Raw genomic sequence first — 25380 nt, 5'->3', positions numbered from 1 at the left:
CCCCTTCCGGGGTTCAGTTCCCGGCCGCCTTGCTCGCGGGCGCGGTCACGTTGTCGTTGGCGGGCGCGGCTGCCGGTGCTGCCGGGCTGTCGAAGCTGACCGTGGGTGCGGTTTCTGCGCCGGGCGTGGTCGCGGCGAACGGCACCATCGGCTTGGAGCCGTAGATCACCTTGGCGCCGATCACGGCCGGGAACGTGCGGATGGTGACGTTGTAGCCGCGCACCGCCTCGTTGTAGTCGCGCCGGGCCACCGCAATGCGGTTCTCGGTGCCTTCAAGCTGGCTTTGCAGCGCGAGGAAGTTCTGGTTTGACTTGAGATCAGGATAGGCCTCGACCGAGGCGAGCAGGCGACCCAGCCCCTGGCTCAGCGCGCCTTGGGCCTGCTGGTATTCGGCCATCTTTGCGGGATCGGTCACATCAGCGGCGGAAATCTGCACCGAAGTGGCCTTGGCGCGCGCCTCGGTCACCTTGACCAGCGTGTCCTGCTCCTGCTTGGCATAGCCCTTGACCGTCGAGACGAGGTTGGGGATCAGGTCCGACCGGCGCTGGTACTGGTTCTGCACGTCGGCCCACTTGGCCTTGGCTTCTTCCTCGGCGGTGGGGATCGAGTTGACCCCGCACCCGGCCAGGCCCGCAGCGGCGGCGGCGACAAGCGCGATGCGGCCGAACCGTCTGAACAGCGGGCGGGCAAAAAAGGTGGCGGCCATTGGTCAAACCCTCTCGTCGAACCGGGATTGCGGGCCGGATCGGCCGCACCGGTATTTGCGACCCACTACATAGCCCGCCGCGCGCCCGGTTCAAGCGGTGCGTTGGCAGCGCCCTGCTGCCAGCCCCGATCCGGGTGTAATAGCACTCGATTGCGGCTTGTGACGTCATGATGACCATGGCAAAACGCGCCAGAGGCTTGCTGGGAGAACAGAACCATGGCCATGATGCAGGAATTCAAGGAATTTGTCGCTCGCGGGAACGTGATGGATCTGGCTGTCGGCGTGATCATCGGCGCGGCGTTCGGCAAGATCGTGTCATCGCTGACCGACGATATCATCATGCCGGTGGTCGGCTGGCTGTTCGGCGGCATGGACTTCACCAACAAGTTCATCACGCTCGGCGCGATCCCCGATACCTACAAGGGCGATCTGGCGAGCTATGCCGATCTCAAGAAGGCCGGCGTGGCGATGATCGGCTACGGTTCGTTCATCACCGCGCTGATCAACTTCCTGATCATGGCGTTCGTGATCTTCCAGATCGTGCGCACCGCCAACAAGCTGATGCCGCCCCCCGCCGCCGCGCCCGCCGGGCCGAGCGAGGTCGATCTGCTCACCGAAATCCGGGATTCGCTCAAGAAGGGCTGAATTCCGACAAACGGATTGCGGAAGGGCGGGTGCTGCGAAGCGCCCGCCTTTTCTTTTGCGCAGCATGCCCTATATAGGTCGTGCCGGTTTCGACCGGATATGGCGATAAAGTGTAGCGTACAATAGACGCAGCGGACCCGGGGGCAGTACCCGGCGGCTCCACCACCACCATCCGGTATCGTCTTCGGGCGTAGTCCGGGCTCTGGTGTCACAGAGGTGATGATGGGGCCGAACCAGGATCGACGTGTGTTGAAAAGCGCTGTTTTTGCCCGGGCTGAGTAACCCGTTCAAGGCTCAAAACCCACAAGTGCCAATGACAATGAAGCACTCGCTCTTGCGGCGTAATGTGACGGCTTAACGGCCTGAATTTACAAAGCTAAAGCGCGGTTGGACCGACCGGGCAACAGAACGGATTCCAGCGGTTCGGGGGGCACCGGGCAACAGAAGCCCCCTACTTTACCCTGCCAAGGCGCGGGGCGGCGTTCAGCCCGCTTCCACCTCTTGCGCCGCCTTGGCTGCTGCCTCGAACTTGAGGCAATCGAGCACTTTGCCGCCGGCCATGAACACGGCGCACGTGCAGGCGAGGAACAGCAGCTTGCCGCCGAAGCCGGGGTACAGGACAAGATAGATCTTGCCCCGCTGCACCGCACCCAGCGCCAGCGCATAAATGATCAGGAACGCCTCGAAGCGCGTCTTGATCTTGAACAGGCGACCGATCTTGGCGAGCATTCGTTACCTCTTGAACCGACACCTGCATCGCAACGATCATGCCAGTTCGTCAATCCCGCGTGAAGCGAAGGTTAACGGGTAAGGCGGTTGTAAGGCTGGCCGACAGGCGTTGGTAAATATCGGGTATAGAACGCCAATCTTGCGTCACCGGTTCCGGGGCGCCACGCCACCGTGCCGGACCGGGACAATCAGGCCAGTTCGCCCAGCTCCAGCACATCGAGCAACGCGGTGCGCGCGCCGACGATGGCGGCGGCCAGCGCGGCGTCGGGGGGGAAGTGCGCGGGATCGATCTGTTCGGGCCAATGGCTCGAAATCACCCGTTCGATGGCATCGGCCTTGCGCTCGTCGAGCAGGAAGCGCGGATCGACCGTGGCCGGATCGGCCACCACGCGCAGCCGCAGGCAGGCGGGCCCACCGCCGTTGGCCATCGACTGCCGCACGTCGACCGGCACGACCGTGCGGATCGGCCCGTTGCTGGCCAGCAGCGTGTCGAGCCAGCCGCGCACCGGCTTGCTCTCCCACGCCTCGGTCGGGATCACCAGCGCCATGCCGCCGCCGCCCCCGCTCACGTCCGGCAGTGACAGGATCTGCCCGTTGAACAGGTAGGTGCGGATCGCCTCGGCCAGACTGACCTCGCTGGCGGGCACGGTGTAGATCTGCACGTCGGGCATCATCGCCGTCAGGCGGGCGTAAACCTCCTCGCGGTTGGCAAACGCCTGTTCGTGCGCGAGCAGGACGTTGCCGTTGGACACCGCCACCACATCGTTGTGGAACGCCCCCGCCGCGATCGCTTCAGGCGATTGTTCGACCATCAGCACGCGGTTCCAGTCCAGCGCGTGCCGCCGCGCGACGGCCATGCTCGCCTGGTCATGCTGGCGCGCGGGGAATGCGCCGCCCGCCTTGCCGTAAACGAACACTTCGACGCCCGGCGCGGCGTGGCTGGACGCCAGCCGCATGTGGTTGGCCGCGCCCTCGTCGCCAAAGCACGCGGGCACCGGATCATGCACCGCGAAATGGGCCGTGTCGGCAAACGCCAGCCGCAGCTGGCGCAGCGTATCGGGCCATTCCTGATAGCGGTGCGGCATGGTGACGAGGTTGGCCACGGTCAGGTGGCAGCGCCCGTCCGCGCAATCGGCGGCGGGCGAGACGGTGGCGGCGTTGGCGGTCCACATCGATGATGCCGACCAGATCGCGCGCGCCAGCCTGTCGTCCACCGGACCGGCCCCGTCGCCCGCGATCTCTGCCAGAAAGCGCAAATTGGGGCGCGGCAGCGGCACGAAGAAGCCTTGCGCCAGACCCATCGCCATGTTGCCGCGCATTTTCGCCAGTCCCTGCAGCGCGGCGGCGCGCGGGTACGACGGGTCGCCGGCGTGGCTGGCCGAGGCGAGGTTGCCCAGGCTCAGCCCGGCATAGTTGTGGCTGGGGCCGATGATGCCGTCGAAGTTGATCTCGACCGGATTGACGGGTTCCATCAGCGCGCCACCCACCAGATCAGTTCGCCCACCCCGACACCCAGCGCCGCCGCCGCCGCCGGATCGATCAGCAGCCCGCCGGGATTTTCCGCGACTTCGGCAAAGCAGCAGCGAAACTCGGTGAGCCGGCCGGTCGCGACCAGCGCCTTCCTGGTGTCCTTGGCCCAGTCGATCTCGGCCACGCGCACCTCGCGCGCGTTGGCGACGCTGGCCACGCGATCGGTGCGCGCGGTCATCGTCGGCCCTCCGTCGAAGATGTCGACATAGCCTTCGTAGGCGAAGCCTTCCTCTTCCAGCATGCGCATCGCCGCGCGGCCGGACGGATGCGGCAGCCCGATCGCGGTGCGCGCGCTGTCGGGCAGCATCGCGATGTACACCGGGTGCTTGGGCATCAGGTCGGCGATGAACTGGTTGCCGTTGATCGCGTTGAAGTAATCGGCTTCCTGAAAGCTCATCCCGAAAAAGCGGCCGGCCACCCCGTCCCAGAACGGCGACCCGCCGCGCTCGTCGATGATCCCGCGCAGTTCGGCCAGGATGCGGTCGGAAAAGCGCGCGCGGTGCATCGCGATGAACAGATAGCGGCTACGCGCCAGCAACATCCCCAGCCCGCCCGCGCGTTCCGACGGGTGGAGGAACAGCCCACCGACTTCGCTCGCGCCCTCCAGATCGGTGACGAGGTTGAGCATCTCGGCGCGGAAGGTGCGGCCCAGTTCCTTGCTGTGCTGGGTCAGCGTGGCCATGCGGTACGAATAGAACGGCCAGGTCTGGCCGACGCGGGTGAACAGCTGCGAGGTGCCGCGCACTTCGGCGTTTTCGTAGTCTTCCAGCACCAGTACGAACAGCTCGTCGCGGTCTTCCACCTTGCTGCCGGCGGGCGCTTCGCAGAACGCCTGTGCCGACCGGTCAAGCTTGGCCTGCAATGCCTTGCGATCGGCGGGCAGGTTGGTGAAGCCGCCGCCGGTCAGCTTGGCCATCTCGTACAGCGGTTGCAGATCGCGCTGGCTGGCGGCGCGGATGACGAAAGTCATGGTCTCAGTTCCCCCCGGAAAGCCTGTGAAGCACCAGCGCGGACAGTGCCGCGCGTTCGGCCAGCGACGGCACGATCAGGTACTCCTGCGACGAATGGATCGCCCCGCCGCGCACGCCCATCGTATCGACCACGGGCACGCCCAGCGCGGCGATGTTGTTGCCGTCGCACACCCCGCCCGATGGCTGCCACGCGATGCGCTGGCCCAGCGCCGCGCCGCATGTCCGCACCAGCCCGAACAGTTGCTCGGCCTGAGCGGTCAAGGGCTTGGGCGGGCGAGTGATGCCGCCGTGGAGGTGGACCTCGACTTCGTGCTCGCGCTCGATCTCGTGGCACACCAGCCAGATCGCGCGGCTGAAGCGTTCGGCATCGTCCTCCGCCTTTGGCCGGATGTTGAAGCGCAGCACGGCATGGTCGGGCACGACGTTGTTGGCAGAACCACCATCGATCCGCGCCGGATTGATCTTCAGTCCGGCGGTTTCCATGTGCTTCAGCCGCACCGCAATGTCGGCCGCAGCGACCAGCGCGTTGCGCCCGTCCTGCGGGTTGCGCCCTGCGTGGGCGGAACGGCCGGTGACGATCGCGGAGAAGTTGCCGCTGCCACCGCGCGCACCCGCCAGCGTGCCGTCCGGTAGCGCGGATGGCTCGTATGTCAGCGCCGCTGCCTTGCCCTCTGCCAGGTGGGCGATCAGCGGTGCAGAGGACAGGCTGCCTGTCTCCTCGTCGGAATTGATCATCACGTCGTAGCCCACGGCAGCCGCCGCCGGGCTTGCCTCGAACGCGGCGAGCGCGGCCAGGATCACCGCAATGCCGCCCTTCATGTCGGCCACGCCGGGGCCGTTGACGGTGGCGGGATCGGTCCACGCCAGCGCCTGGAACGGATGATCGGCGGCATAGACGGTGTCCATGTGCCCGGTCAGCAGCAACCGCCGCGACGCCTGCGGCCGCACGCGCAGCACCAGATGGCTGCCGTGCGCCTGCGCCACCGCGCTGCCGTCGGGCGCGATCGCCTCGACCGCGGTGGGTTCGACCATGTGCACCGCTCCGGGCAGCGCGGCAAAGGCATCGGCCAGCAGCGCAGCTTGCGTCGCCAGCCCGGCCAGGTTGCGCGTGCCGGTATTGATCGCGCACCACGCTTCGACCCGGGCGAGCATCGGTGCGGGATCGATCGCGCCGACCAGCGCGGCTTCGGTGGGGGAAAGCTGTTGCATCTGCAACCGGCTCTAGCGCCATGCGGAGGGCGGGTGAAGGCCTGCGTTGCGATGCGGTCGATCGGACTTGCCGGTCCACAGGGACAATCCTGTCTACAGGGGCAATTGCCAACTGTGCTCCATTCCGTCATAGCGCCAGCGCACCTCCCCAAGGTAAAGCGACGATCACTTGCCAACGCGGCCCAAACGCCGCGATTGGCGCCAAAGACGTGTGCGAGGGACTGATGGATATTCGAGTGGAACGAAGCGGGTTGCAGGTCGATGCGGGACTGGCCGCGTTCGTGGAGGATCGGGTGCTGGCGCCGCTGGGCCGCGATGCCGGCAGCTTCTGGGCCGGTTTCGCCGCGCTGCTCGACCGGTTCGTGCCGGTCAACCGCGCGCTGCTGGCCAAGCGCGACGCGCTGCAGGCGCAGATCGACGCATGGCACAAGGCGCGCGCCGGCAAGCCGATCGATGCGGCAGAATATCGCGCGTTCCTGACCGCGATCGGCTACCTCGTACCCGAGCCGGCGCCGTTCGCCATCGGCACGCAGGCCGTCGACCGCGAGATCGCGGGCATGGCCGGGCCGCAGCTGGTGGTGCCTTCGCTCAACGACCGCTTCGTGCTCAACGCCGCCAACGCGCGCTGGGGCAGCCTGTACGACGCTTGGTACGGCACCGACGTGCTGGAAGCGCCCGCAGCCAAGCCGGGCGGCTATGACCGCGCGCGCGGCGATGCCGTGATCGCGGCGGGCCGCGCGTTTCTCGACCTGACAGTTCCGCTGGACGGCTTGAGCTGGGCCGACTGGGACGGCACGGCGCTGCCGCCGCTGTGTAATCCCGACCAGTTCGTGGCGCAACATCCCGGCAGCCTGCTGCTGTGCAACAACGGCCTCCACATCGAACTGGTGATCGACGCGGGCCACCCGGTCGGCGCGACCGACAAGGCGGGCGTGGCCGACATCGTGCTCGAAGCCGCGCTGACCACGATCGTCGATCTGGAGGATTCGGTCGCGGCGGTGGATGCCGAGGACAAGGTCGCCGCCTACACCAACTGGCTCGGGCTGATGCGCGGCGATCTGGTCGCCAGCTTCGCCAAGGGCGGCAAGACCATGACCCGCGCGCTCGATCCCGATCGCACGTGGACGCAGGCCGATGGCACCACGCTGACCCTGCCAGGGCGTAGCCTGCTGTTCGTGCGCAATGTCGGCCACCTGATGACCAACCCGGCGATCCTGCTCGCAGACGGTTCGGAAATCCCCGAAGGCATCATGGATGCGGTGATCACCAGCGCGATCGGCGCGCACGATCTGGCGGGCTTCGGATCGTTCCGCAACAGCCGCGCCGGATCGATCTACATCGTCAAGCCCAAGATGCACGGGCCCGAGGAAGCCGCGTTCACCAATAACCTGTTCGATGCGGTGGAAGATCTGCTCGGCCTTGCCCGTCACACCGTCAAAGTCGGCGTGATGGACGAGGAACGGCGCACGTCCGCCAACCTCGCTGCGTGCATCCATGCGGTGAAGGACCGCGTGGTGTTCATCAACACCGGCTTCCTCGACCGCACCGGCGACGAAATCCATACCTCGATGCAGGCCGGGCCGATGATCCGCAAGGGCGCGATCAAAGGTTCGAAATGGATCGCGTCGTACGAAAAGCGCAACGTCGGCATCGGACTGGCGGCGGGTTTTTCGGGGCACGCGCAGATCGGCAAGGGCATGTGGGCCGCGCCCGACCGGATGCACGCGATGATGATCGAAAAGATCGCGCACCCGCGCACCGGCGCGAACACCGCATGGGTGCCGTCGCCCACTGCCGCCACGCTCCACGCGATGCACTATCATCAGGTCGATGTGTTCGACGTGCAGCGCGAGTTTGAGCAGCAGCCGGTCCCGGGGCTGGACGACCTGCTGACGATCCCGCTCGCCGCCGGGGTCAACTGGTCCGAAGCCGAAGTCGCCGAGGAGCTCGACAACAACGCGCAAGGGCTGCTGGGCTATGTCGTGCGCTGGATCGACCAGGGCGTCGGCTGTTCCAAGGTGCCCGACTTCCACGACGTGGGCCTGATGGAAGACCGTGCGACGCTGCGCATTTCCAGCCAGCATATGGCCAACTGGCTGCTCCACGGCGTGTGCAGCCGCGAGGCTGTGATGGCCTCGCTCAAGCGCATGGCGGCCAAGGTCGATGCGCAGAACGCAGGCGATCCGCTGTACCAGCCGATGGCGGGCAACTGGGAATCGAGCATGGCGTTCCTCGCCGCGTGCGACCTGGTGTTCAACGGGATCGACCAGCCGAACGGCTATACCGAGCCGTTGCTGCATGCGTGGCGGCGGAAGAAGAAGGCGGCGGGGTAGCAGCTCCGTTCTGAGTTCCCGCGAAGGCGGGGGCTTCGTGCGCTGGAGAGCAAGTTTCGGCATGAGGTCCCCGCCTTCGCGGGGACTCAGGACAAGTGCTTTGCCACCGCCACGAACTCGGCCACGCTCAGCGTCTCCGCCCGGCGCTGCAGGTCGATGCCCAGCTCCTGCGCCGCGTCGATGGCGCCGGGCAAGCCCTTCAAACTCTGGCGCAGCATCTTGCGGCGCTGGCCGAACGCGGCTTCGGTCACGCGCTCCAGCATCCGCGCGGACACGCCTTCCGGCATCGCGCCCGGCTCGACATGGACAATCGCCGACATTACCTTGGGCGGCGGGGTGAATGCGCTGCGGTGGACTTTGAGCGCGATGCGCGGATCGCTGCGCCATTGCGACAGGATCGCCAGCCGCCCATAGGCGTCGCTGTCGGTGGTGGCGATGATCCGCGCCGCGACTTCCTGCTGGAACATCAGCGTGAGCGAGGCCCACGGCGGTGGCCATGCCTCGCCCGAAAGCCAGCCGGTAAACAGCGCGGTGCCGACATTGTAGGGCAGGTTGGCGACGATATGGTACGGCCCCTCGATGTCATGCGCCACTTTGGTGGCATCGCCGTGAATCTCGGTGAGGCGGCCCGGAAACGCCTCGGCCAGTTCGGCGAGCGCGGGCAGGCAGCGCTTGTCCATCTCGATCGCGGTGACGTTCGCACCGGCACGCAGCAGCGCGCGTGTCAGGCCGCCGGGGCCGGGGCCGATCTCGAGCACCTGCTGCCCGGCAAGCTTGCCGGGGATCGTCGCGATGCGCGACAGCAGCTGTTCGTCGAACAGGAAGTTCTGCCCCAGCGCCTTGCTCGCGATCAGCCCGTGGCGGTTGACCACTTCGCGCAAGGGGGGAAGATCGGGTTGCTCCGGCATCGCACCGTCCTGTCCCGACATCACCCAACCTCGCTCATGCTGAGCCTGCCGCAGCATGCACGCAACGCCAGGGTCCGGGAGCGTCCTTCGACACGCTCAGGACAAGCGGACGGGGGTATGTGGAGGATCACGCCAGCGCCCGCCGCGCCGACGCCTCGGCGGCCATGCGGAACGCGGCGATGGTCGCGCCCGCCCGCGCGTGGCCGGTGCCGGCAAGGGCGAATGCAGTGCCGTGGTCGGGCGAAGTGCGCACGATCGGCAGGCCCAGCGTGATGTTCACGCCGCTGTCGAAATCGAGCACTTTCAGCGGGATCAGCGCTTGGTCGTGGTACATGCACAGCGCCGCGTCATAGCGCGCGCGCGCTTCGGGGTGGAACATGCCGTCGGCCGGCAGCGGCCCGGTCGCGTCGATCCCGGCCGCGCGCAGCGCCTCGACCGCAGGCGCGATCACCTCGATATCCTCGCGCCCGATGCGTCCGTCCTCGCCCGCATGCGGGTTGAGGCCTGCCACGGCAAGGCGCGGGTGGGCGATGCCGAAATCGCGCACCAGCGCAGCGGCGGCGATGGTGCCGCGTGCGCGGATCAGTTCGGTGGTGAGCAGGCGCGGCACGTCGGCCAACGCGACATGGACGGTGATCGGCACCACGCGCAAGCTGGGACCGGCCAGCATCATCACCGCGTTGCGCGCCAGCACGCCGCACGCCTCGGCGACGAATTCGGTCTGGCCGGGATGGCTGAAGCCGACGCGCGCGAGCCGCGCCTTGGCGATGGGGGCGGTCACCAGCGCGGCGGCGACCCCGCTGCGCGCGATGAATGTCGCCGTCTCCAGGCTGCGTAGCGCCAGCGCCGCGCCGCCATCGGTGGGGCTGCCGGGGGTGTAGTCGGCCGCGCCGAGGTCGATCACCGGCAGCGCTTCGCCGAAGCAGCCCAGCGCCTCGTGCGGGGCGCCGATGGTGCGGATGGGCACCGCCAGTCCGCGTCGCTGGCCCGCCGCCTCAAGCAGCGCGGAGCTGCCGACCACGCAGAACGGCGGCAACCGTTCGACATGGCGGGCGGCCCAGGCGGCGCACAGCAGTTCGGGGCCGATCCCGGCAGGATCGCCGATGCTGGCAACGATCGGACGCAGCGGGGGCAGGCTCATGCGGGCCGCGTTAGCAGAAGCGCGTCGCTGCCGGCATCATAAACCGGACCGATCAGTTGTATTCGATCACCGCATCGCGGCGCAGATCGCGCAGATAAGTCTGCGCGCGCTTGTTGACGCGATCGTCCTGCATCTGGCTCATCATCTCGTCGAAGCTGGGGCCGGACGCGACTTGCGGATCGTCGCGCCCGCACAGCATCAGCACGCGCACGCCATCCTCGATCGAACCGAACGGCGGCGTGGTTTCGCCGATCGACAGCTTGAGCAGCGTTTCCTGCAACGGGCCGGGCAGGTCGCGCGCCTTGATCTGATCGTTGGCGACCACGGTGGCGCCGATCGCCTGCGCGGCCTTGTCGGCATCGCCGCAGCCCTTCATCTCCTTGACCGCGCTGGCAAAGCTGGCCGCACGCGCCGTCGCTTGATCCTTGGTGGTTTCCTTGGGGAACGAGATCGAGATCTGCTTGAGCGCCAGCAGCGCATCGCGCGGATCGGCGGTGAGTACCTGCCGCTTGTCGATCAGGTACAGGATCGAGAAGCCACCGGGAATTTCCACCGGGCCGACCAGCTGGCCGGGCTGGAGCCCCGCTGCGGCGGTGGACAGCTCGGTGGGCAGCTGCGCCAGCCGGATCCAGCCGAGATCGCCGCCGACCGCTGCGGTCGATGCTTCGGAATACTGGCGGGCATAGGCGACGAAGCTGCCGCCCTTCTTGATCTGCTCGACGATCTTCTGCGCGTTGGCGCTCACTTGCGTGCGGGTTTCGGAGTTGGCGGCAAGGAAGATTTCGCCCAGCCGGTATTCCTCGGTGCCCTTGGCCGCCTTCAGCCGGTCCATCATCTCGTGGACTTCGCCTTCGGACACGTTGACGAAGGGCTGCACGTTGCGGCGCAGCAGGCGCTGCCATGCCAGTTCGCCCTTGATCTGGCGCTTGAGCGAGGCCGACGACGAACCCAGCCCGATCAGGTACTTCTCGAGCGTGGCGGGGTCCTTCTGGAAGTTCTGCTGCGCGACGCGGTCGAACGTCTGCTGCACTTCATCGTCGCCCACGTCGATCGTGGCGGCCTTGGCTTCCTGGATCTGCAGCGTTTCGTCGATCAGGTTGCGCAGCACCTGCAGGCGCAGGCGGTCTATTTCGTCGGGCGCGATCTTGCCGCCGCTGGCCGCGATGATCAGCGCCAGCCGCTGCTCGATGTCGGTTCCGGTGATGATCTCGCCGTTGACGATGGCGGTGGCGCGGCGGTTGTTGGGATCGCTCTTGCCGAAGATCGTCGGGTTGGCGGGGATGTTCAGCGGCGCGTTGGCGCCGCCGGCAGAAGGTTCATCGGGCACTTGCGCGGTGGCACCGGCCGCGATCGTGGCGATGCAGCCCATGACGATCGCCGTGCGGGTGATGGTGCTGGAAAGTCGGTTCGAACGCATCATGGCTATCGGGAATTCCTGTCAATCCGGCACGCAAACGGCGCCCCTGTCAGGCCGCGCAATCGCGTTGCGCGGCTTAACCGAAGCTGAGTGGCGCGGCGATAGCGGGTTTGTCGGCCGGGGGAAAGGGCTGGGGAAAACCCGCGAACCGGGCATGCACAACGCGTTGCAACGGCGTGATCCCGCTGACTGTGGTCAGCGCACGCCCAGGTTGCGCAAGGCCAGGCTGATCTGGAACGTGTTGCCCTTGGTCGCATCGCCCGTGGTCACATAATCGCGCCGCCAGGTGAACGACAGGTCGAGGCAATCGTCGGTATAGGCAAAGCCTGCGCGGCTGCGCAGCATCTGGAACCCGTCGGTCTTCAGCCCCGGATTGATCGTGTTGTTGGTCAGGTCCATGATCGCCGAACCGAACACCGACCAGTACCGCGCAAACGCCACACGCCCGGCCAGCCGCAGTTCCTCGCGGTCCTGCAGGTCTTCCAGCGTCGGGTCGATGTTGCGGTTGAGATAAAGATACCCGGCCTCGATGTAGGTCTTGTGGTTGCCGATCGTGGCGTCGATCTCGCTGCGGCGGACGGTCAGGTTGTCCTTGTCCAGCCGAAAGCGCGTGGTCAGCTTGACGATGTCGCGAAAGCGCACTTCGGCCCGTCCGACGATATCCGATGTGCGTGCGGCCAGGCCGGTGCCATCGGGCAGCAACGAGTTCTGCGTGCTCAGCCGATAGCTTTGCCCGACCGTGGCCAGCACTTTCAGCCCGGGGCGGTTGAGCTGCCAGTCCACGCCGTAGGTCACGCGCGCGCCGCCTTCGACCCGGTCATATCCGGGGAAGCGGTTGAGCTCGAACAAGTTGGAATCCTCAAGATCGACCGCGCGCGAATCCTCGTTGGGGATGGCCAGGTTGCGGATCGGCGGGCTGGCGACCAGCTGCACGTGCGGGGTCAGCACGTGTGTCCCGCCGAACGCCTTGCCGATCAGCGGCCAGGTCACGTCGACCGCTGCGGTCGCGATGCCGCGTGTCTGCCAGCCGGGATTGCCGCGATAGGCGGCCACCGTGGTGAAGCCGTTCTGGTCCGAATGATAGACATCGCCGCGCAGCAGCCCGGTCAGCGTCACCACCTGGCCCATGCCGGTGACGGTGCGCAAGTCCCACTGCGCCTTGCCGAACGCGCGCTGGCTGTCCTGCCCTTCGGTACGGGTGATCGCCAGGCTGTTGACCTCCAGCGTCAGCTTGCCGCCGATGCCGGGCACGGCCAGGCGGCGGCGATAGTCGAGCGCGGGCAGGGCGATCGGCACCAGTCCCTGCGAATCGCCCGACCGCAGCGTCTGGGTAACCCAGGCCGCGAGGCTGAAATAGCTGTCCTGGTCGATCCGCTCGAGGTTGATGGCCGACCGCAGGCGATCGTCGCGGCTGATGTCGTAACGGCGCAGGAAGGTGCGATCGCTCGCCACGCGGCCCGAACCGCTGAGGCTCCAGTGCTCGCTCAACTGCAGGCGGCCGTTGATGTCCAGCGCCCCGCGAAAATCGTTCTGGCTCAGCAGGGTGCCGTTCGACAGCGGGATGCGTCCGCTGCGCGTGGCCCAGCCGGTTATCTGGTATGCGCCCCGGTCGGTCAGCGCGCGGAACTTGGCCGAAACCATCGGCAGCGCTTCGGTATAGACATAGCCGGTCACCGCCAGATCGCGCCGGTCCGACAGGCGCACGTAGTACGTCTCGTTGAGTTCGCCGCCGTTCGAGGCGCTCAGCCGGAAGTCGGGGATGAGCAGTCCGGTTTCGCCGCGAAAATCGGTGGTGTGGCCCAGCCCGGGCAGCGGCAGGATCGGCAGCCCGAACAAGTGCAGCACCGCGCCCTTGTACTTCACCCGCTTGTCCACCGGGTCGTACGTGACGCGCACCGCGGTGATTTCCCAGCTCGGCTTCTTGGGGCACCCGTTGGAATCCTCGACCCCGCAGCCGGTATAGGCGGCATTGTGCAGCACCACGTGCCCGGCATCGTCGCGCAGGCCGCTGCGCGCGGCCAGCCTGCCACCTTGGCGCAGGACCAGCAGCAGGTCCTCGATCGCGCCGGCCTTCAGCTGGTCGGTCAGCTCGACTTTGTCGGTATAGAGGACGTTGCCGTCCTGATCGACCAGCCGGATGTTGCCGTTGGCCGTGATCTGCCCGGTCTTGCGGTTCCAGGTGACCACGTCGGCGCGCACCGTCTGGTCCTCGCGCCGCAGCACGACATTGCCGGTGGCGGTGACCTGTTCGGCATCGCTGAGGTACTGGAGCTTGTCCGCCTCGAAGCGGATCTGCTCGCCCTGCTGGGCTGTGCTTGCCGCCGCCTGGGAAGGAGGTGTCGCCTGAGCGGGTGCAACTGGAGCGGTAGACGGCGCCGAGACTTGCGCGGGCGATCCCGGCGGCAGGTCGAGCTTCGACTGCGGGGCAGGCTGCACGGCAGCCGGACGCGGCGCGGCGCGCGCCAGCACGGGCTGGGCGCAGATCAGCAAAAGGGCGATGCCGGCGGCTCCGCCAGGCAGGCTATGCGGGCGCAAGCATCGCGAAATGGCTTGCGGCAGCCGCCGCGGCGGGGGTTCCATGGCTTGCCTATCGCACCGGCGGGGCCTAACTGCAAACCCACAATTTCGCGGCCGGGGCTTCTTGGCCCGGGTGTGGCAGACTTCCGACAGGAGCCTTGAATGAACGTGATTTTCCGTGAATCGGACCAGTCCAGCCCGCGCCTGCAGGCCCGTCTCGTGGCGCAGGATCGCCTGCCCGACGGCGGCGATGCGCTGCTGCGCGAAGCTGCCACCGCTGCGCGGTTCACCGGCAAGGGCGGCCAGGTGTTCGAAAGCTTCACCACCGGCGACGGCGGGCTGCGCCGCAACGTGCTGGCCGGGTTCGGCGATCCCGCCGCCAAGGGCCGCAGCGCCGCGCTCGAACGCGCCGGCGCCGCGCTCACCGCCAAGTACCTGACCTCGGGCGAAACCGCGCTGGGCATCGATTTCACCGGCAGCGGCGTCACCGCCGACGAAGCCGCCGGGGTGCTGCTGGGCGCGGTGCTGCGCGGCTGGCGCCACGATGTGTACCGCACCAAGCTGAAGGACGAGCAGAAGCCCTCCCTGACCGAGATCGTGGCGATTGCCGCGCCCGAAGGCACCGAAGCGGCGTGGGCGCGTGAGCGCGCGGTGGTCGATGGCGTCGCGTTCGCGCGCGAACTGGTGACCGAGCCGGCCAATATCATTTTCCCCGAAAGCTTCGTCGCGCGGTGCGACCGGCTGCGCAGTCTGGGCGTGGAGTTCACCGTGCTCGACAAGGCGGCGATGACCGCGCTGGGCATGGGCGCGCTGCTGGGCGTGAACCAGGGTTCGGTGCGCGAACCGCGCCTGCTGGCGATGCGCTGGAAGGGCGCAACCGCAGATAAACCCACCGCGTTCGTCGGCAAGGGCGTGACGTTCGACACCGGTGGCATTTCGATCAAGCCCGCCGCCGGCATGGAAGACATGAAGTGGGACATGGGCGGCGCGGCGGCGGTTGCGGGCGCGATGCTCACGCTCGCCACGCGCAAGGCCAAGGCCGACGTGATCGGCGTGTGCGGGCTGGTCGAGAACATGCCCGACGGCGCGGCGCAGCGCCCCGGCGACGTTGTCACCTCGATGTCCGGCCAGACGATCGAGGTGATCAACACCGATGCCGAAGGGCGGCTGGTGCTGTGCGACGCGCTGACCTGGGTGCAGCAGGAATACGCGCCCGCCACCATCGTCGACCTCGCCACGCTGACCGGGGCGATGATCATTTCGCTGGGCAGCGAACACGGCGGCATTTTCGCCAATGACGATGCGCTGGCCGAACAGCTGGTCGCGGCGGGCACTGCCAGCGGTGACCGGCTGTGGCGGATGCCGCTCGGCCCCGAATACGACAAGCTGATCGATTCGCCGATCGCCGACATGAAGAACGTCGGCCCGCGCTATGCCGGGTCGATCACCGCCGCACAGTTCCTGCAGCGCTATATCGACAAGGGCGTGAAGTGGGCGCACCTCGACATCGCGGGCATGGTCTGGGCCGACAAGCCCGGCGCCACGTGGGACAAGGGCGCCACCGGCTACGGCGTGCGCCTGCTCGACCGTTACGTGCGCGACAACCTGGAAGGCTGATCCGGACGAGCGCTGCGCGATGCCCAGGATGCGGCGCAAGGCGGACTTGCCGAGCAAGACCTGCGCGGCCTGCGGCTTGCCGTTCAGCTGGCGCAAGAAGTGGGCGCGGGATTGGGACAGCGTGCGTTATTGTTCCGACCGCTGCCGCAAATCGGGGAAGGGCGACAAGGCCTGATGCGCGTCGATTTCTACCAGCTGACCCGCGATCCGGCGGAAGGCGTGCTGCCGCTGATCGCGCGCAATACGCTGGGCGCGGGCGAGCGGCTGCTGGTGGTGTCGGACGATCCCGACCAGCTCAAGCGGGTGAGCGAGGGGCTGTGGGCGAAGCTGCCCGACAGCTTCCTCGCGCATGGCAGCGCAGGCGGGGCGCACGATGCGCGCCAGCCGGTGCTGCTGTCGGGTGCGGTCGAACCTGCCAACGGCGCCAAGTTCCTCGCACTGGCCGACGGCGCGTGGCGCGACGCGGCCGATGGCTTTGCCCGCGTGTTCTTCCTGTTCGCGCCCGACCGCATCGACGCGGCCCGCACCTGCTGGAGCGCGCTGGGCAAGCGCGAGGGCGTGGAGCGGCGCTATTGGAAACAGGACGGCGGACGGTGGATCGAGGGGCCTTAGGTGCGTTGACCCGGCGTCCCTTCGAGTCAGAATGCGTTGACCGGAGCCAGCAAGCTGTCTCCTCGCGCGGCACCGGCCCGCTCCCCCTGCCCGGCCACCCCTAAGGTACACTGTCGGGTGGTCGGGCAGGGGGAGCGGGCCGGTGCCGCCTCCAGCCGTGAGGCTGGATAAACAGACTCGGCCAGCACCGGGCAGGGCACCCCCAAATCCCCCCATCTCTTGCGGCGCAGCAATTTCCCCGCTAGGGGCCGCGCCCAGCAGATCCCCCCGCATTATCCCAAGGAAGACAACCCATGGCGGTTACCCGCACCTTCTCGATCATCAAGCCCGATGCCACCCGCCGCAACCTGACCGGCGCTGTCACCAAGATGCTCGAGGAAGCCGGCCTGCGCGTGGTCGCGTCCAAGCGCATCCACATGAGCCGCGAACAGGCCGAAGGCTTTTACGCCGTGCACAAGGAACGCCCGTTCTTCGGCGAGCTGGTCAGCTTCATGATCAGCGGCCCGGTCGTGGTGCAGGTGCTGGAAGGCGAGAACGCGATGCAGCGCAACCGCGACATCATGGGCGCCACCAACCCCGCCAACGCCGAACTCGGCACGATCCGCAAGGAACTGGCCGAATCGATCGAGGCCAACACGGTCCACGGTTCGGATTCGGACGAGAACGCCGCCATCGAAATCGCTTACTTCTTCAAGCCCGAAGAAATCGTCGGCTAACCGACACACGCGCGAGCTTGAACCTGAAAGGAAGGCCGCCGGAGCGATCCGGCGGCCTTTTTCGTTGGGGCGGGGAGGGGAGTGCCGGTTGCCGACATCGCGCGTCGGCTTCCGCATCCACCCAAACTGCGATCGGCTCAGTCCCGCGCAGTTGCGTCAACGATTGGAAATCGTTCAAGCATCGCGTCGCAGGACCGGACAAGCTCGGGAAGATAGGACTGGTCTGCCTCGACGGTAAACCGATGATGTTGGTTGAGATGGTCAGGCGTCAGCTCAATGAGCCCTTCAACGCGCCCCAACCTCTGCATCGTCAAAACAACGCTTATCGCGGGTTCTAACCCCTTGAGCGTGGCTTCACCCGACAAGGTGTCAACCATTGCAAGCAGTTCGTCGCGAAACTGCTTGATATCTGTGGTCATCAAGACAGGTCCGCCACACTCGACATATGCGCCGCTCGCTTCCATCCGGGCTCGGACCGTCAGCCAGTTTCCGTCAAAATAATCAGACGCAGCAGGGTACTCCCGTTGATCAATCCATAGCGAAAAGCCGAGAAAGCAGAGATCGGGATTGTTCGACATCGTTGGACAATGCCATGTCGTTCGTTCGCTTGCTATCGGGCTTTGCCTAAAGCGGTTAATCGCCTCCTACCCCTCAGCCGACCTGAACGCCTTTCCAGAACGCGATGCGGTCGCGGATCGCCTCGGCTTTGGGTTTGGGGTCGGGATAGTACCAGGCGGCGTCACGGTTCTCGGCGCCGTCGACATTGAGGCTGTGATAGTGCGCGGTGCCTTTCCATGGGCACACCGTCGTCGTGGCGCTCGGGCGCAGCAGCGCGGCGTTGACCGCATCTGCCGGGAAATAGTGATTGCCCTCGACGACGACCGTGTCGTCGCTGCTGGCGATCAGCGTGCCATTCCATCGTGCTTCGACCATGATGTTTCTTTCGTTACCCGTCCACGACCTTGAGCAGCTTGCGCTCCAGCGGGAACAGCACGCTGGCCAGTTCGTGGCCGCGTTTCAGGACCTGGCCCGCTTCGCCGTACAGCGCCCAGATGCCCTGCTTGCCGCGCAGCGCGGGGCGCTTTTCAACGCGGGCAGACGGGCGTTCGGCGGTGCGGCGGAACGCGCAGAAACTGGCAGCGTCCTTGCCGAAATCCATCGCGTAATCGCGCCACTGCCCGGCGGCGACCATGCGGCCATACAAGTCGAGGATGCGCATCAGTTCGGGCCGGTCGAACCCCACCTGCAACGGCGCGCGGGGGAAGGCGATGATGCGGGATGAACCGGATGGGGCTGAGCCGGGTTGCGCAGGGCCGTCAAATTCGGATCCGCGCAGCACGGGTCAGTTGCGTCCCCGCTTGCGTGGCGTCGGCCCGTCATCGCCATTGGCCGGGACCGGTTCGGCGATCGGGGTTGCCGAAACCGGTGCCTGCGCGGCGATCAGCGCGGCGACCTGCCGGCGCAGATCGGCCACTTCGCCCTCCAGATCGTCGACCCGCGCGCTGCCGATCGGCTCGCACGGTTCCTTGCAGGGGGTGCCGTAAGGGATGAAGTCCTTGAGCCACGTTTCGGCGGGCACCAGCGTGGAGCGTGCCTTCAGGCCCACCATCGTCGCGCCTTCGGGCACATCGTCGGTCACCACCGCGTTGGCGCCGACGCGCGCGCGGGGGCCGACGATGATCGGCCCCAGGATCTGCGCGCCCGATCCGACGATCACATTGTCGAGCAGCGTCGGGTGACGCTTGCCCGGCACGCCGTTGGTGGGGTTGGTGCCGCCCAGCGTCACGCACTGGTAGATCGTGACATTGTCACCGATCTCGCACGTCTCGCCGATCACCGTGAAGCCGTGATCGATGAACAGGTGTTTGCCGATTTTGGCACCCGGATGGATGTCGATCGCGGTGAGAAAACGCGCCAGATGGTTGACCAGCCGCGCGAGGAAAAACAGCTTTCCGTCAAACAGCCAGTGCGCGACCCGGTGCAGCCCCACCGCCAGAACGCCGGGATACAGCAGGATTTCCCAGCGCGAGCGCGGCGCGGGATCGCGATCGCGGATCGAGTCCAGATATCCGATCAGCTTGCCAAACATGCCTGCAAACCTTCCACTTTTCGTCGTTCAAAGCAAGCGTGTTGCCCGTGTCTGTTTCCCCTTGCGGGGGATTCCGTACCGCCCCCAGCCGCGAGGCTGGAACCGATACTACAACAGGCGCGGTTGCCATTCCCCGCCACGCTCCGCCAAGGCATCGCGCAGCAGCGATATGGTGACGGGCGCCTTGCGCTCAAGGCTCAGCCTGTCGATTGTTGCGACCAGCGCCTCGATTCCCGCGTGACTGCGCTCGATCCGGGGGATCAGGTAGGCCAGTGCGCCGTCGCCCAGCGTCACCCCGCGCCGCGCCGCATGCGCTTCCAGCAGCCCGCCGAGCAGTTCATCGTCGGGCGCGCCGATCTCGAGCAGCAGCGCCGATCCCAGCCGCGAGGCCAGGTCGGGCAGCGCGATCCGCCACGCGCCGGGGGCCTGCCCGCTGACCAGCAGCAGCGGGGTGCCATCGGCCTGCGCGCGGTTCCAGCGGTGGAACAGCTCCGCCTCGTCGATCAGGTGCGCGTCGTCGATCGCCTCGCCCAGCCCGGAGGCGGTGAACCACCGCGCGATGAGGCTTTTGCCCGATCGCGCCGGACCGGCCAGCACGGCGGTGCGGAACGGCCAGGTGGCGGCCGAAGCCAGCCCGTCGAGCACCGGCTGCAGCGACGGGCCGACCACGATCGTCTCGGCCACCGGGGAACCGGCGGACAGGGGCAGCGCAATCTGGCTCATCGCCTACTTGCGGATGCTGAGCGCACCGGCCCCTTGCGTGACCTTGAACCCGGCAGACCGCAAGGCGGCGGCCAGCGCATCGAGATCGCCCGCATAAGTCACGCGCATGACCGACGTGCCGCCGATGGCGATGCTGCTGGTCGATACGCCCTGCACGCCCGCCGCGCCGCGCACCGCCGCCATGCCGGCGTCGACCGCATCGGCATCGGGAGTGGCGAACTGGACGGTGTAGGTCGCACTGGCGGGCGCCGCGCTGGCACTCGCGCTCGCGCTGGGCGTGGCACCGGTCGCGACGGCAGCCGGGCCGGTGGCACGCGGGGCAGGGGCCTCGGTATCGAGGATCTGGTTGATCAGGTTCTGGTCGACCTGCTGCTGCAGGTTGAGCGTGGGATCGGGCGCCAGCTGGCCCGCAGACAGCGCGCCGCCATACAGTCCGTCAAGCCGCGCGATCGCCTGCGACAGCATCGCCGGCACCGCCGCCTCGTTCGGCGCGGTCATCGTGAAGCTGCCGATGAACTTGTTGTCCGGACCGAAGCGCGCGCTGAACGTGCCGTGCACCGGACCGCCGGGCCACTGCCGGTCGAGCCGGGCGATCGGCATCAGCACGTCCGACGCGCCGAATTCGTCGAGCACCAGCCGCCACCACGCGCGGCTGCGCCGGTCGAGCTGCCCGGCGGTGAGTAGCAGCGAATCGCTGCTGCCGCCGTTGGGGCGGACATAGTCGATCACGCTGCCGCCGGTGCGGAACTCGGCCCAAGCCTTTTGCCACGGGGTGCGCGTCTCGAACACCGAGGCGACGCCGCCGTCATACAGCACCGGGATCACCAGCATCGGCGCCGAATGCGCGACGGCGCCCTGGTTGCCCAGCTGTTCGCCGGTGCGTGCGCGGTCGAACACCACGGTCAGCGTGGCGATGTAGCGATGCGGGCCAAGCTGCTCGCGCTCCACTTCGACGGCGGAGACCACCGAGGCGATCGTTTCGTCGGCGACGGCGGGTGCCTTGCCCCCGCCCGAATTGGCCCACAGCTTTTCCCACGCCTTGCGCTGGGCCTGCTTCCAGCCTTCCTGGCGGGCTTCCTCGGCGGTGTCGCCGGTGGTTTCCACCTCGATCCCGGTGATCTCGATATCGCCGTTGCTGGCGACCGGCGCGATGCCGCGATCGCCTTCGATCTGCGCGAGCAGCGCGGGCACGCCGACGATCCCGGCCAGCGCCAGCGCGACTGCGCCCGCGCTTGCGGAAAGAATGGCCAGCGCCGCCTTGCGGTTCGCTTTCGGCAATGACGGCAGGCGCAACGCGACCAAGTACAAACCCTCTCATCGGTCCTCCCGGAACCGGGACGACCTTTCGCGCGCGCTTTTGCCGAAACGGGCGTGGAAATCCAAGCCGTAAAGCGTTAGGCGCTGCGCACCATGTCATCCGATAGCAAACAGCCGCCCAAATCCTACAGTTATGAGGCCGCCGGAGTCTCGATCGCCGCCGGCAATGCGCTGGTCAAGGCGATCGGCCCGCTGGCCAAGGCCACTGCGCGGCCCGGCGCCGACGCGGAACTGGGGGGATTCGGCGGATTTTTCGATCCACGCGCCGCCGGATACACCGACCCGCTGCTGGTCGCCGCCAACGACGGCGTGGGCACCAAGGTCAAGCTGGCGATCGACCATGACCGCCACGACGCGATCGGCATCGATCTGGTCGCGATGTGCGTCAACGACCTGATCGTGCAGGGGGCGGAACCGTTGTTCTTCCTCGATTATTTCGCGACCGGGAAACTCGATAACGGCGTCGCGGAGCGAGTCGTGGCCTCGATCGCCGAAGGCTGCAAGATCGCCGGGTGCGCGCTGATCGGCGGCGAGACGGCGGAAATGCCGGGGATGTATGCCTCGGGCGACTATGATCTCGCGGGATTCTGCGTCGGCGCGGTAGAGCGCGGCGAACAGTTGACCGGCAGCACCGTGGCGGCGGGTGACGTGTTGCTGGGGCTGGCATCGTCGGGCGTGCATTCCAACGGCTATTCGCTGGTGCGCCGGCTGGCGGCGGACAAAGGCTGGAAGCTCGACCGCCCGGCGCTGTTCGACAATGAGCGGCTGCTGATCGACATCCTGATCGAGCCGACGCGGATCTATGTGAAAAGCCTGCTGCCACTGGTGCGTCCGCACGACGGCAATCCCGCCCGCATCCACGCGCTGGCGCACATCACCGGCGGCGGACTGCTGGAGAACGTGCCGCGCGTGCTGCCTGCGGGCCTGCACGCCCGGATCGACGCCGACAGCTGGGAGCAACCCCGGCTGATGGCGTTCCTGCAGGCGCAGGGCAACATCGAGCCCGGCGAAATGGCGCGCACGTTCAACTGCGGCATCGGCATGGTGCTGGCGGTCGCGCCGGACGAGGCGGACGGCGTGTCGCGCGATCTGGCGGCGGCGGGCGAAACGGTGTTCCGCATCGGCACGATCGTGGCGGGCGACAAAGGCTGCACCGTGACCGGCAGCACCGAAACCTGGAGCGCGCGCGCGCCGTGGGACGCGACGCACAACGCCTGATTTCGTCATCCTGAACTTGTTTCAGGATCCATCGTGCCCCAGACTCAGGTCGTGCGACAGGAGGAATGGATGCTGAAACAAGTTCAGCATGACAAATCGAGGTCACGGACATGAGCCGCACCCCCGTCGCGGTGTTCATCTCGGGCAGCGGCACCAACATGGCCGCGCTGCTGTACGCCAGCCGGGCCGACGACTGCCCCTACGAGATTGCGCTCGTGCTCTCGAACAACCCCGATGCCGACGGGCTGAGACTGGCGGCGGCGGAAGGCGTGGCGACGTTCGCGCTGCCCCACCAGGGCATGAAGCGCGCCGAACACGACGCGGCGATGGAAGCGCAAGTATTGCAAGCGGGCGCGCAGGCGATCGCGCTGGCGGGCTACATGCGCATCCTCTCGCCCGGGTTCGTGGCGCGGTGGGAAGGGCGGATGATCAACATCCACCCCTCGCTGCTGCCGAAATATACCGGGCTGCACACGCACGAGCGCGCGCTGGCGGCGGGCGATTCGCACGGCGGCTGCTCGGTCCATCTCGTGACGGCGGAACTCGACGATGGTCCGCTGCTGGGCCAGACGGCGGTGGCGATCCTGCCCGGCGATACCGCCGACACGCTCGCCGCGCGGGTGCTGATCGCCGAGCACCAGCTCTACGGTCGTTGCCTGGCCGCGCTGGTCAGCCAGTGCAGCTCCCCCGCCAGCCTGATCGACAACGTGCGCGAACGGGCGCTGGCGCTGCCCGAGGCCGACGAAGTCGTCTCGCACGGGATGCCCTGCTTCGGCGTGATCAAAGGCAAGAAGTTCGCCTATGTTTCCAACGATCACCACGGCGACGGCAAAGTCGCGCTGCTGGTCAAGATCAGCGGCATCGACGAACAGCTGCAACTGATCGAGAATGATCCGGCGCGCTATTACCGGCCCGCCTACTTCGGCAACGACTGGATCGCGATCCGGCTGGATCTGGGCGATACCGACTGGGATGCGATCGGCGAATGGCTCGCGCGCAGCTGGCGGGCGATCGCGCCCCGGCGCCTCGCCGCCATGCTCGACTTCTGAACCGCCCGGTCATGGCAGCATCCGGCCAGAGCACGATCCGCAAGGTTTACGCGCACGTTGCGTTGCAATCGTTTGCCGAAAACAGCGGCGGGCTCTTCGTGAACGCGTTCCTGGTCAGGCAGGGCGTGCCGGTGCCGCTCGCGCTGGCGAGCTTTGCACTGCTGCTGCTGTCACGCTTTGCCTTGCGCGGCGCGGTGCTGCCGCTGGCCAAGCGGATGGGCTTGCGCAACGTGCTGGCGCTGGGCGTGGCGGTGCGGACCGTGGGCTATCTGCTGCTGCCGTCGGTCACCGGCATCGGGCCGATGTTGGGGTTCTACCTGTTCGTCTCGGGGCTGGGCAGCGTGCTCTACTGGACCAGCTACCATGCGTTCGTTTCGGCGGTGGGCGACAGCGCGGCGCGCGGTCGGCAGGTGAGCATCCAGCAGGCGGCGACCGCGATCGTCGCGATCGTCGCGCCGATCACCGGCGGGTTGCTGCTGGTATCGGCGGGCCCCCGCATCGGCTTCGTCGTCGTCGCGCTGGTGCAGGCCGCCGCCGCGCTGCCGCTGCTGACCGCTCCCAACCCGGCGGTGGTGCGCGACGTTGCGCCCGCCGCGCCGTCTGCCGTGGTGCTCACGCGCTTTGCCCGCCGCCTGTACTTTGCCGAAGGGCTGCATGCGGGATGCGCGGGGGTGGTGTGGAACATGGCGCTGTTCGTGTCGCTGGGCGAACGGTTCGAAGCGTTCGGCGGAGCCATGGCGCTGGCCGGGCTGGTCGCGGCGGCGGGCAGCCTGCTGATCGGTCGGCTGATCGACAGCGGCGAGGGGCGCCGCACGCTGGTGCTGGCCTATGGCGCGGCGGCGTTGGCGATCGCGATCAAGGCGCTGGCATTTGCCTCGCCCATGGCGGCGGTGGGGGCGACGGCACTGGGCGCGCTGGTCACGCCGATGGCCGCCACCGCGCTGCTATCCCCGCTGTACGGCATGGCGCAGCGATCGGCATGCGTGCTGCGCTTCGCGATGGCGACCGAGGGCGGCTGGGATCTCGGTTGCGCCGGCGCCTGCCTGATCGCGGCGGCTGCGCTGCAACTGGGGGCAGGGTTCCGGCTGCCGATCCTGCTGGGGCTGGCGGCGGTTTCAGCGATCACGCTGATGTTGCGGCACTGGTATGCGCAAGCCGCAGCGCAACCCGGGCTGGCGGAACCCGCCTAGATCTCGCTTTCATCCACCACGGGCCGGCTTTCGCGCGTGCCACGCATCGCGCTGGCCGGGTCGTTCTCGTCCTGCAGGATCACCACGTGGTCGTCGTGCACTTCGACCAGCTTGCCCGCGAACGGGAAGCCTTCCAGGCTGCCAGTCACGCGATAGCTGACCAGATCGCCGATCTTGAACGTGGCCGGGTCGAAGTTGAATTCAATCGGGCAATCGCCCTCACCCATTCCCATCATCGCGCTGTCTCCCTTTTCGCCGCTTTAGGCGTGACTGCAGGGCGCGGCCAAGAAAAAGCGTCAACGACCAACGCCAGGCATCAGCAAATGCCGCGACGCCCTGGTTCAGTCCGGCGCGTTGCCCTGCTTCTGGATCTCGTCCCACAGCCGTTTGACCACGGCCAGCGCGGGCGTGGGTTTGATCAGCACGGGCACGTCGGGGCACCGCGCGGCAACTTCGGTGGGCAGGCCGGTGGCGGAGTGGACGACGAACGGAATGCCGCATTCCGCCAGCCGCAGCGCGACCGGCGTGATGTCGCGATCCTGCAACCGGGCGTCGAGGATCGCTGCGGCCACGACCTGACTGTCGATCAGCAGCAGGGCTTCGCGCACCGTGGCCAGCGGCCCGACCACTTCGCCGTCCAGCTCCACGACGGCGGCGGCCAGGTCCATTGCGATCAGCGTCTCGTCCTCGACGATCAGTATGGTCTTGGCGCCGAACATTGGACCTCCCACCCGAGCGGGAGC

Annotated in this window: 26 protein-coding genes and 1 other RNA gene; 10 read left to right on the top strand and 17 right to left on the bottom strand. The window is 67.4% G+C overall.

Annotation, left to right across the window (positions count from 1 at the left end):
- Window positions 1-13: 13 nt before the first annotated feature.
- Entirely contained in the window at window positions 14-706 is a 693-nt protein-coding gene (locus NL2_RS10655; RefSeq protein ID WP_068074647.1) for a LemA family protein, read from the bottom strand.
- A 216-nt stretch (window positions 707-922) separates the two neighbouring features.
- Here NL2_RS10655 and mscL point away from each other — a divergent pair, with 216 nt between their 5' ends.
- Together mscL and ssrA are read left to right on the top strand one after the other, a co-directional pair.
- Window positions 923-1351 (top strand): large conductance mechanosensitive channel protein MscL, encoded by a 429-nt coding sequence (gene mscL / locus NL2_RS10650; RefSeq protein WP_068074643.1) that lies wholly within the window; start codon window positions 923-925, stop codon window positions 1349-1351.
- 44 nt (window positions 1352-1395) lie between these two features.
- Window positions 1396-1769, top strand: a transfer-messenger RNA (tmRNA) gene (ssrA, locus tag NL2_RS10645).
- A 65-nt stretch (window positions 1770-1834) separates the two neighbouring features.
- On the opposite strand, the gene NL2_RS10640 is transcribed toward ssrA, so the two are convergent.
- From NL2_RS10640 to NL2_RS10625, 4 genes are all read right to left on the bottom strand, one after another.
- Window positions 1835-2080: a hypothetical protein gene (locus NL2_RS10640; protein WP_068074638.1), complete on the bottom strand. Its 246-nt coding sequence runs from the start codon at window positions 2078-2080 to the stop codon at window positions 1835-1837.
- A gap of 188 nt (window positions 2081-2268) precedes the next feature.
- Window positions 2269-3552, bottom strand: a complete 1284-nt coding sequence (locus tag NL2_RS10635; RefSeq protein ID WP_068074957.1) for an N-succinylarginine dihydrolase — start codon at window positions 3550-3552, stop codon at window positions 2269-2271.
- The gene (locus tag NL2_RS10630) at window positions 3552-4580 is read right to left on the bottom strand and encodes an arginine N-succinyltransferase (protein WP_068074635.1); all 1029 of its coding nucleotides are present in this window, start codon (window positions 4578-4580) and stop codon (window positions 3552-3554) included. The genes NL2_RS10635 and NL2_RS10630 overlap by 1 nt, the downstream gene beginning before the upstream one ends.
- Before the next feature lie 4 nt (window positions 4581-4584).
- Entirely contained in the window at window positions 4585-5790 is a 1206-nt protein-coding gene (locus tag NL2_RS10625; protein ID WP_068074632.1) for a hydrolase, read from the bottom strand.
- A gap of 224 nt (window positions 5791-6014) precedes the next feature.
- Between NL2_RS10625 and NL2_RS10620 the strand changes: the two genes are divergently transcribed.
- Window positions 6015-8123, top strand: a complete 2109-nt coding sequence (locus tag NL2_RS10620; protein ID WP_068074629.1) for a malate synthase G — start codon at window positions 6015-6017, stop codon at window positions 8121-8123.
- Window positions 8124-8209: 86 nt separating this feature from the next.
- Here NL2_RS10620 and rsmA read toward each other — a convergent pair whose 3' ends face one another.
- The 4 genes from rsmA to NL2_RS10600 form a co-directional block, all read right to left on the bottom strand.
- Complete coding sequence (rsmA, locus tag NL2_RS10615; protein ID WP_157083133.1) at window positions 8210-9031, bottom strand: 16S rRNA (adenine(1518)-N(6)/adenine(1519)-N(6))-dimethyltransferase RsmA; 822 nt, start codon at window positions 9029-9031, stop codon at window positions 8210-8212.
- Window positions 9032-9158: 127 nt separating this feature from the next.
- Window positions 9159-10172 (bottom strand): 4-hydroxythreonine-4-phosphate dehydrogenase PdxA, encoded by a 1014-nt coding sequence (gene pdxA, locus NL2_RS10610; RefSeq protein WP_068074623.1) that lies wholly within the window; start codon window positions 10170-10172, stop codon window positions 9159-9161.
- A gap of 52 nt (window positions 10173-10224) precedes the next feature.
- Window positions 10225-11589 (bottom strand): peptidylprolyl isomerase, encoded by a 1365-nt coding sequence (locus tag NL2_RS10605; RefSeq protein WP_439646893.1) that lies wholly within the window; start codon window positions 11587-11589, stop codon window positions 10225-10227.
- 195 nt (window positions 11590-11784) lie between these two features.
- Entirely contained in the window at window positions 11785-14169 is a 2385-nt protein-coding gene (locus NL2_RS10600) for an LPS-assembly protein LptD (RefSeq protein ID WP_068074617.1), read from the bottom strand.
- Window positions 14170-14268: 99 nt separating this feature from the next.
- Between NL2_RS10600 and NL2_RS10595 the strand changes: the two genes are divergently transcribed.
- The 4 genes from NL2_RS10595 (at window position 14269) to ndk (ending at window position 17051) form a co-directional block, all read left to right on the top strand.
- Window positions 14269-15723: a leucyl aminopeptidase gene (locus NL2_RS10595; RefSeq protein WP_068074614.1), complete on the top strand. Its 1455-nt coding sequence runs from the start codon at window positions 14269-14271 to the stop codon at window positions 15721-15723.
- A gap of 19 nt (window positions 15724-15742) precedes the next feature.
- The gene (locus tag NL2_RS20765; protein ID WP_084356029.1) at window positions 15743-15898 is read left to right on the top strand and encodes a DUF2256 domain-containing protein; all 156 of its coding nucleotides are present in this window, start codon (window positions 15743-15745) and stop codon (window positions 15896-15898) included.
- Window positions 15898-16335, top strand: coding sequence for a DNA polymerase III subunit chi (locus tag NL2_RS10590; protein ID WP_068074611.1), 438 nt, complete (start codon window positions 15898-15900; stop codon window positions 16333-16335). Before NL2_RS20765 ends, NL2_RS10590 begins: the two co-directional genes overlap by 1 nt.
- 293 nt (window positions 16336-16628) lie before the next feature.
- Window positions 16629-17051: a nucleoside-diphosphate kinase gene (ndk, locus tag NL2_RS10585; RefSeq protein WP_068074606.1), complete on the top strand. Its 423-nt coding sequence runs from the start codon at window positions 16629-16631 to the stop codon at window positions 17049-17051.
- A gap of 137 nt (window positions 17052-17188) precedes the next feature.
- On the opposite strand, the gene NL2_RS10580 is transcribed toward ndk, so the two are convergent.
- From NL2_RS10580 to NL2_RS10555, 6 genes are all read right to left on the bottom strand, one after another.
- Window positions 17189-17629: a WapI family immunity protein gene (locus NL2_RS10580; RefSeq protein WP_068074602.1), complete on the bottom strand. Its 441-nt coding sequence runs from the start codon at window positions 17627-17629 to the stop codon at window positions 17189-17191.
- Window positions 17630-17702: 73 nt separating this feature from the next.
- Window positions 17703-17984, bottom strand: coding sequence for a DUF427 domain-containing protein (locus NL2_RS10575; protein WP_068074599.1), 282 nt, complete (start codon window positions 17982-17984; stop codon window positions 17703-17705).
- Between the two features lie 13 nt (window positions 17985-17997).
- Window positions 17998-18324: a DUF2794 domain-containing protein gene (locus NL2_RS10570; RefSeq protein WP_068074954.1), complete on the bottom strand. Its 327-nt coding sequence runs from the start codon at window positions 18322-18324 to the stop codon at window positions 17998-18000.
- A gap of 69 nt (window positions 18325-18393) precedes the next feature.
- Window positions 18394-19140, bottom strand: a complete 747-nt coding sequence (epsC, locus tag NL2_RS10565) for a serine O-acetyltransferase EpsC (RefSeq protein WP_068074596.1) — start codon at window positions 19138-19140, stop codon at window positions 18394-18396.
- Between the two features lie 108 nt (window positions 19141-19248).
- The gene (locus NL2_RS10560) at window positions 19249-19863 is read right to left on the bottom strand and encodes an HdaA/DnaA family protein (protein WP_068074593.1); all 615 of its coding nucleotides are present in this window, start codon (window positions 19861-19863) and stop codon (window positions 19249-19251) included.
- Between the two features lie 3 nt (window positions 19864-19866).
- Window positions 19867-21165, bottom strand: coding sequence for a hypothetical protein (locus NL2_RS10555; protein WP_068074590.1), 1299 nt, complete (start codon window positions 21163-21165; stop codon window positions 19867-19869).
- A 108-nt stretch (window positions 21166-21273) separates the two neighbouring features.
- On the opposite strand from NL2_RS10555, the gene purM reads away from it, so the two are divergent.
- The 3 genes from purM (at window position 21274) to NL2_RS10540 (ending at window position 24637) form a co-directional block, all read left to right on the top strand.
- Window positions 21274-22398, top strand: coding sequence for a phosphoribosylformylglycinamidine cyclo-ligase (purM, locus tag NL2_RS10550; RefSeq protein WP_068074587.1), 1125 nt, complete (start codon window positions 21274-21276; stop codon window positions 22396-22398).
- Window positions 22399-22508: 110 nt separating this feature from the next.
- Window positions 22509-23447, top strand: coding sequence for a phosphoribosylglycinamide formyltransferase (gene purN, locus NL2_RS10545; protein ID WP_068074584.1), 939 nt, complete (start codon window positions 22509-22511; stop codon window positions 23445-23447).
- A gap of 11 nt (window positions 23448-23458) precedes the next feature.
- Complete coding sequence (locus tag NL2_RS10540; RefSeq protein WP_068074951.1) at window positions 23459-24637, top strand: MFS transporter; 1179 nt, start codon at window positions 23459-23461, stop codon at window positions 24635-24637.
- Here NL2_RS10540 and NL2_RS10535 read toward each other — a convergent pair.
- Window positions 24634-24873 carry a hypothetical protein gene (locus NL2_RS10535; protein ID WP_068074580.1) on the bottom strand — a complete coding sequence of 80 codons (240 nt, stop codon included), beginning with the start codon at window positions 24871-24873 and terminating at the stop codon, window positions 24634-24636. The two genes, NL2_RS10540 and NL2_RS10535, sit on opposite strands and share 4 nt — an antisense overlap.
- A 105-nt stretch (window positions 24874-24978) precedes the next feature.
- Window positions 24979-25356: a response regulator gene (locus tag NL2_RS10530; protein WP_218006110.1), complete on the bottom strand. Its 378-nt coding sequence runs from the start codon at window positions 25354-25356 to the stop codon at window positions 24979-24981.
- Window positions 25357-25380 lie beyond the last annotated feature (24 nt).

Source organism: Novosphingobium lentum NBRC 107847 (assembly GCF_001590965.1).
In the GTDB taxonomy this organism is placed as follows: Bacteria; Pseudomonadota; Alphaproteobacteria; order Sphingomonadales; family Sphingomonadaceae; genus Novosphingobium; species Novosphingobium lentum.
The sequence above is the reverse complement of the archived record's forward strand: the minus strand, read 5'-3'. Positions and strand labels throughout refer to the sequence as shown.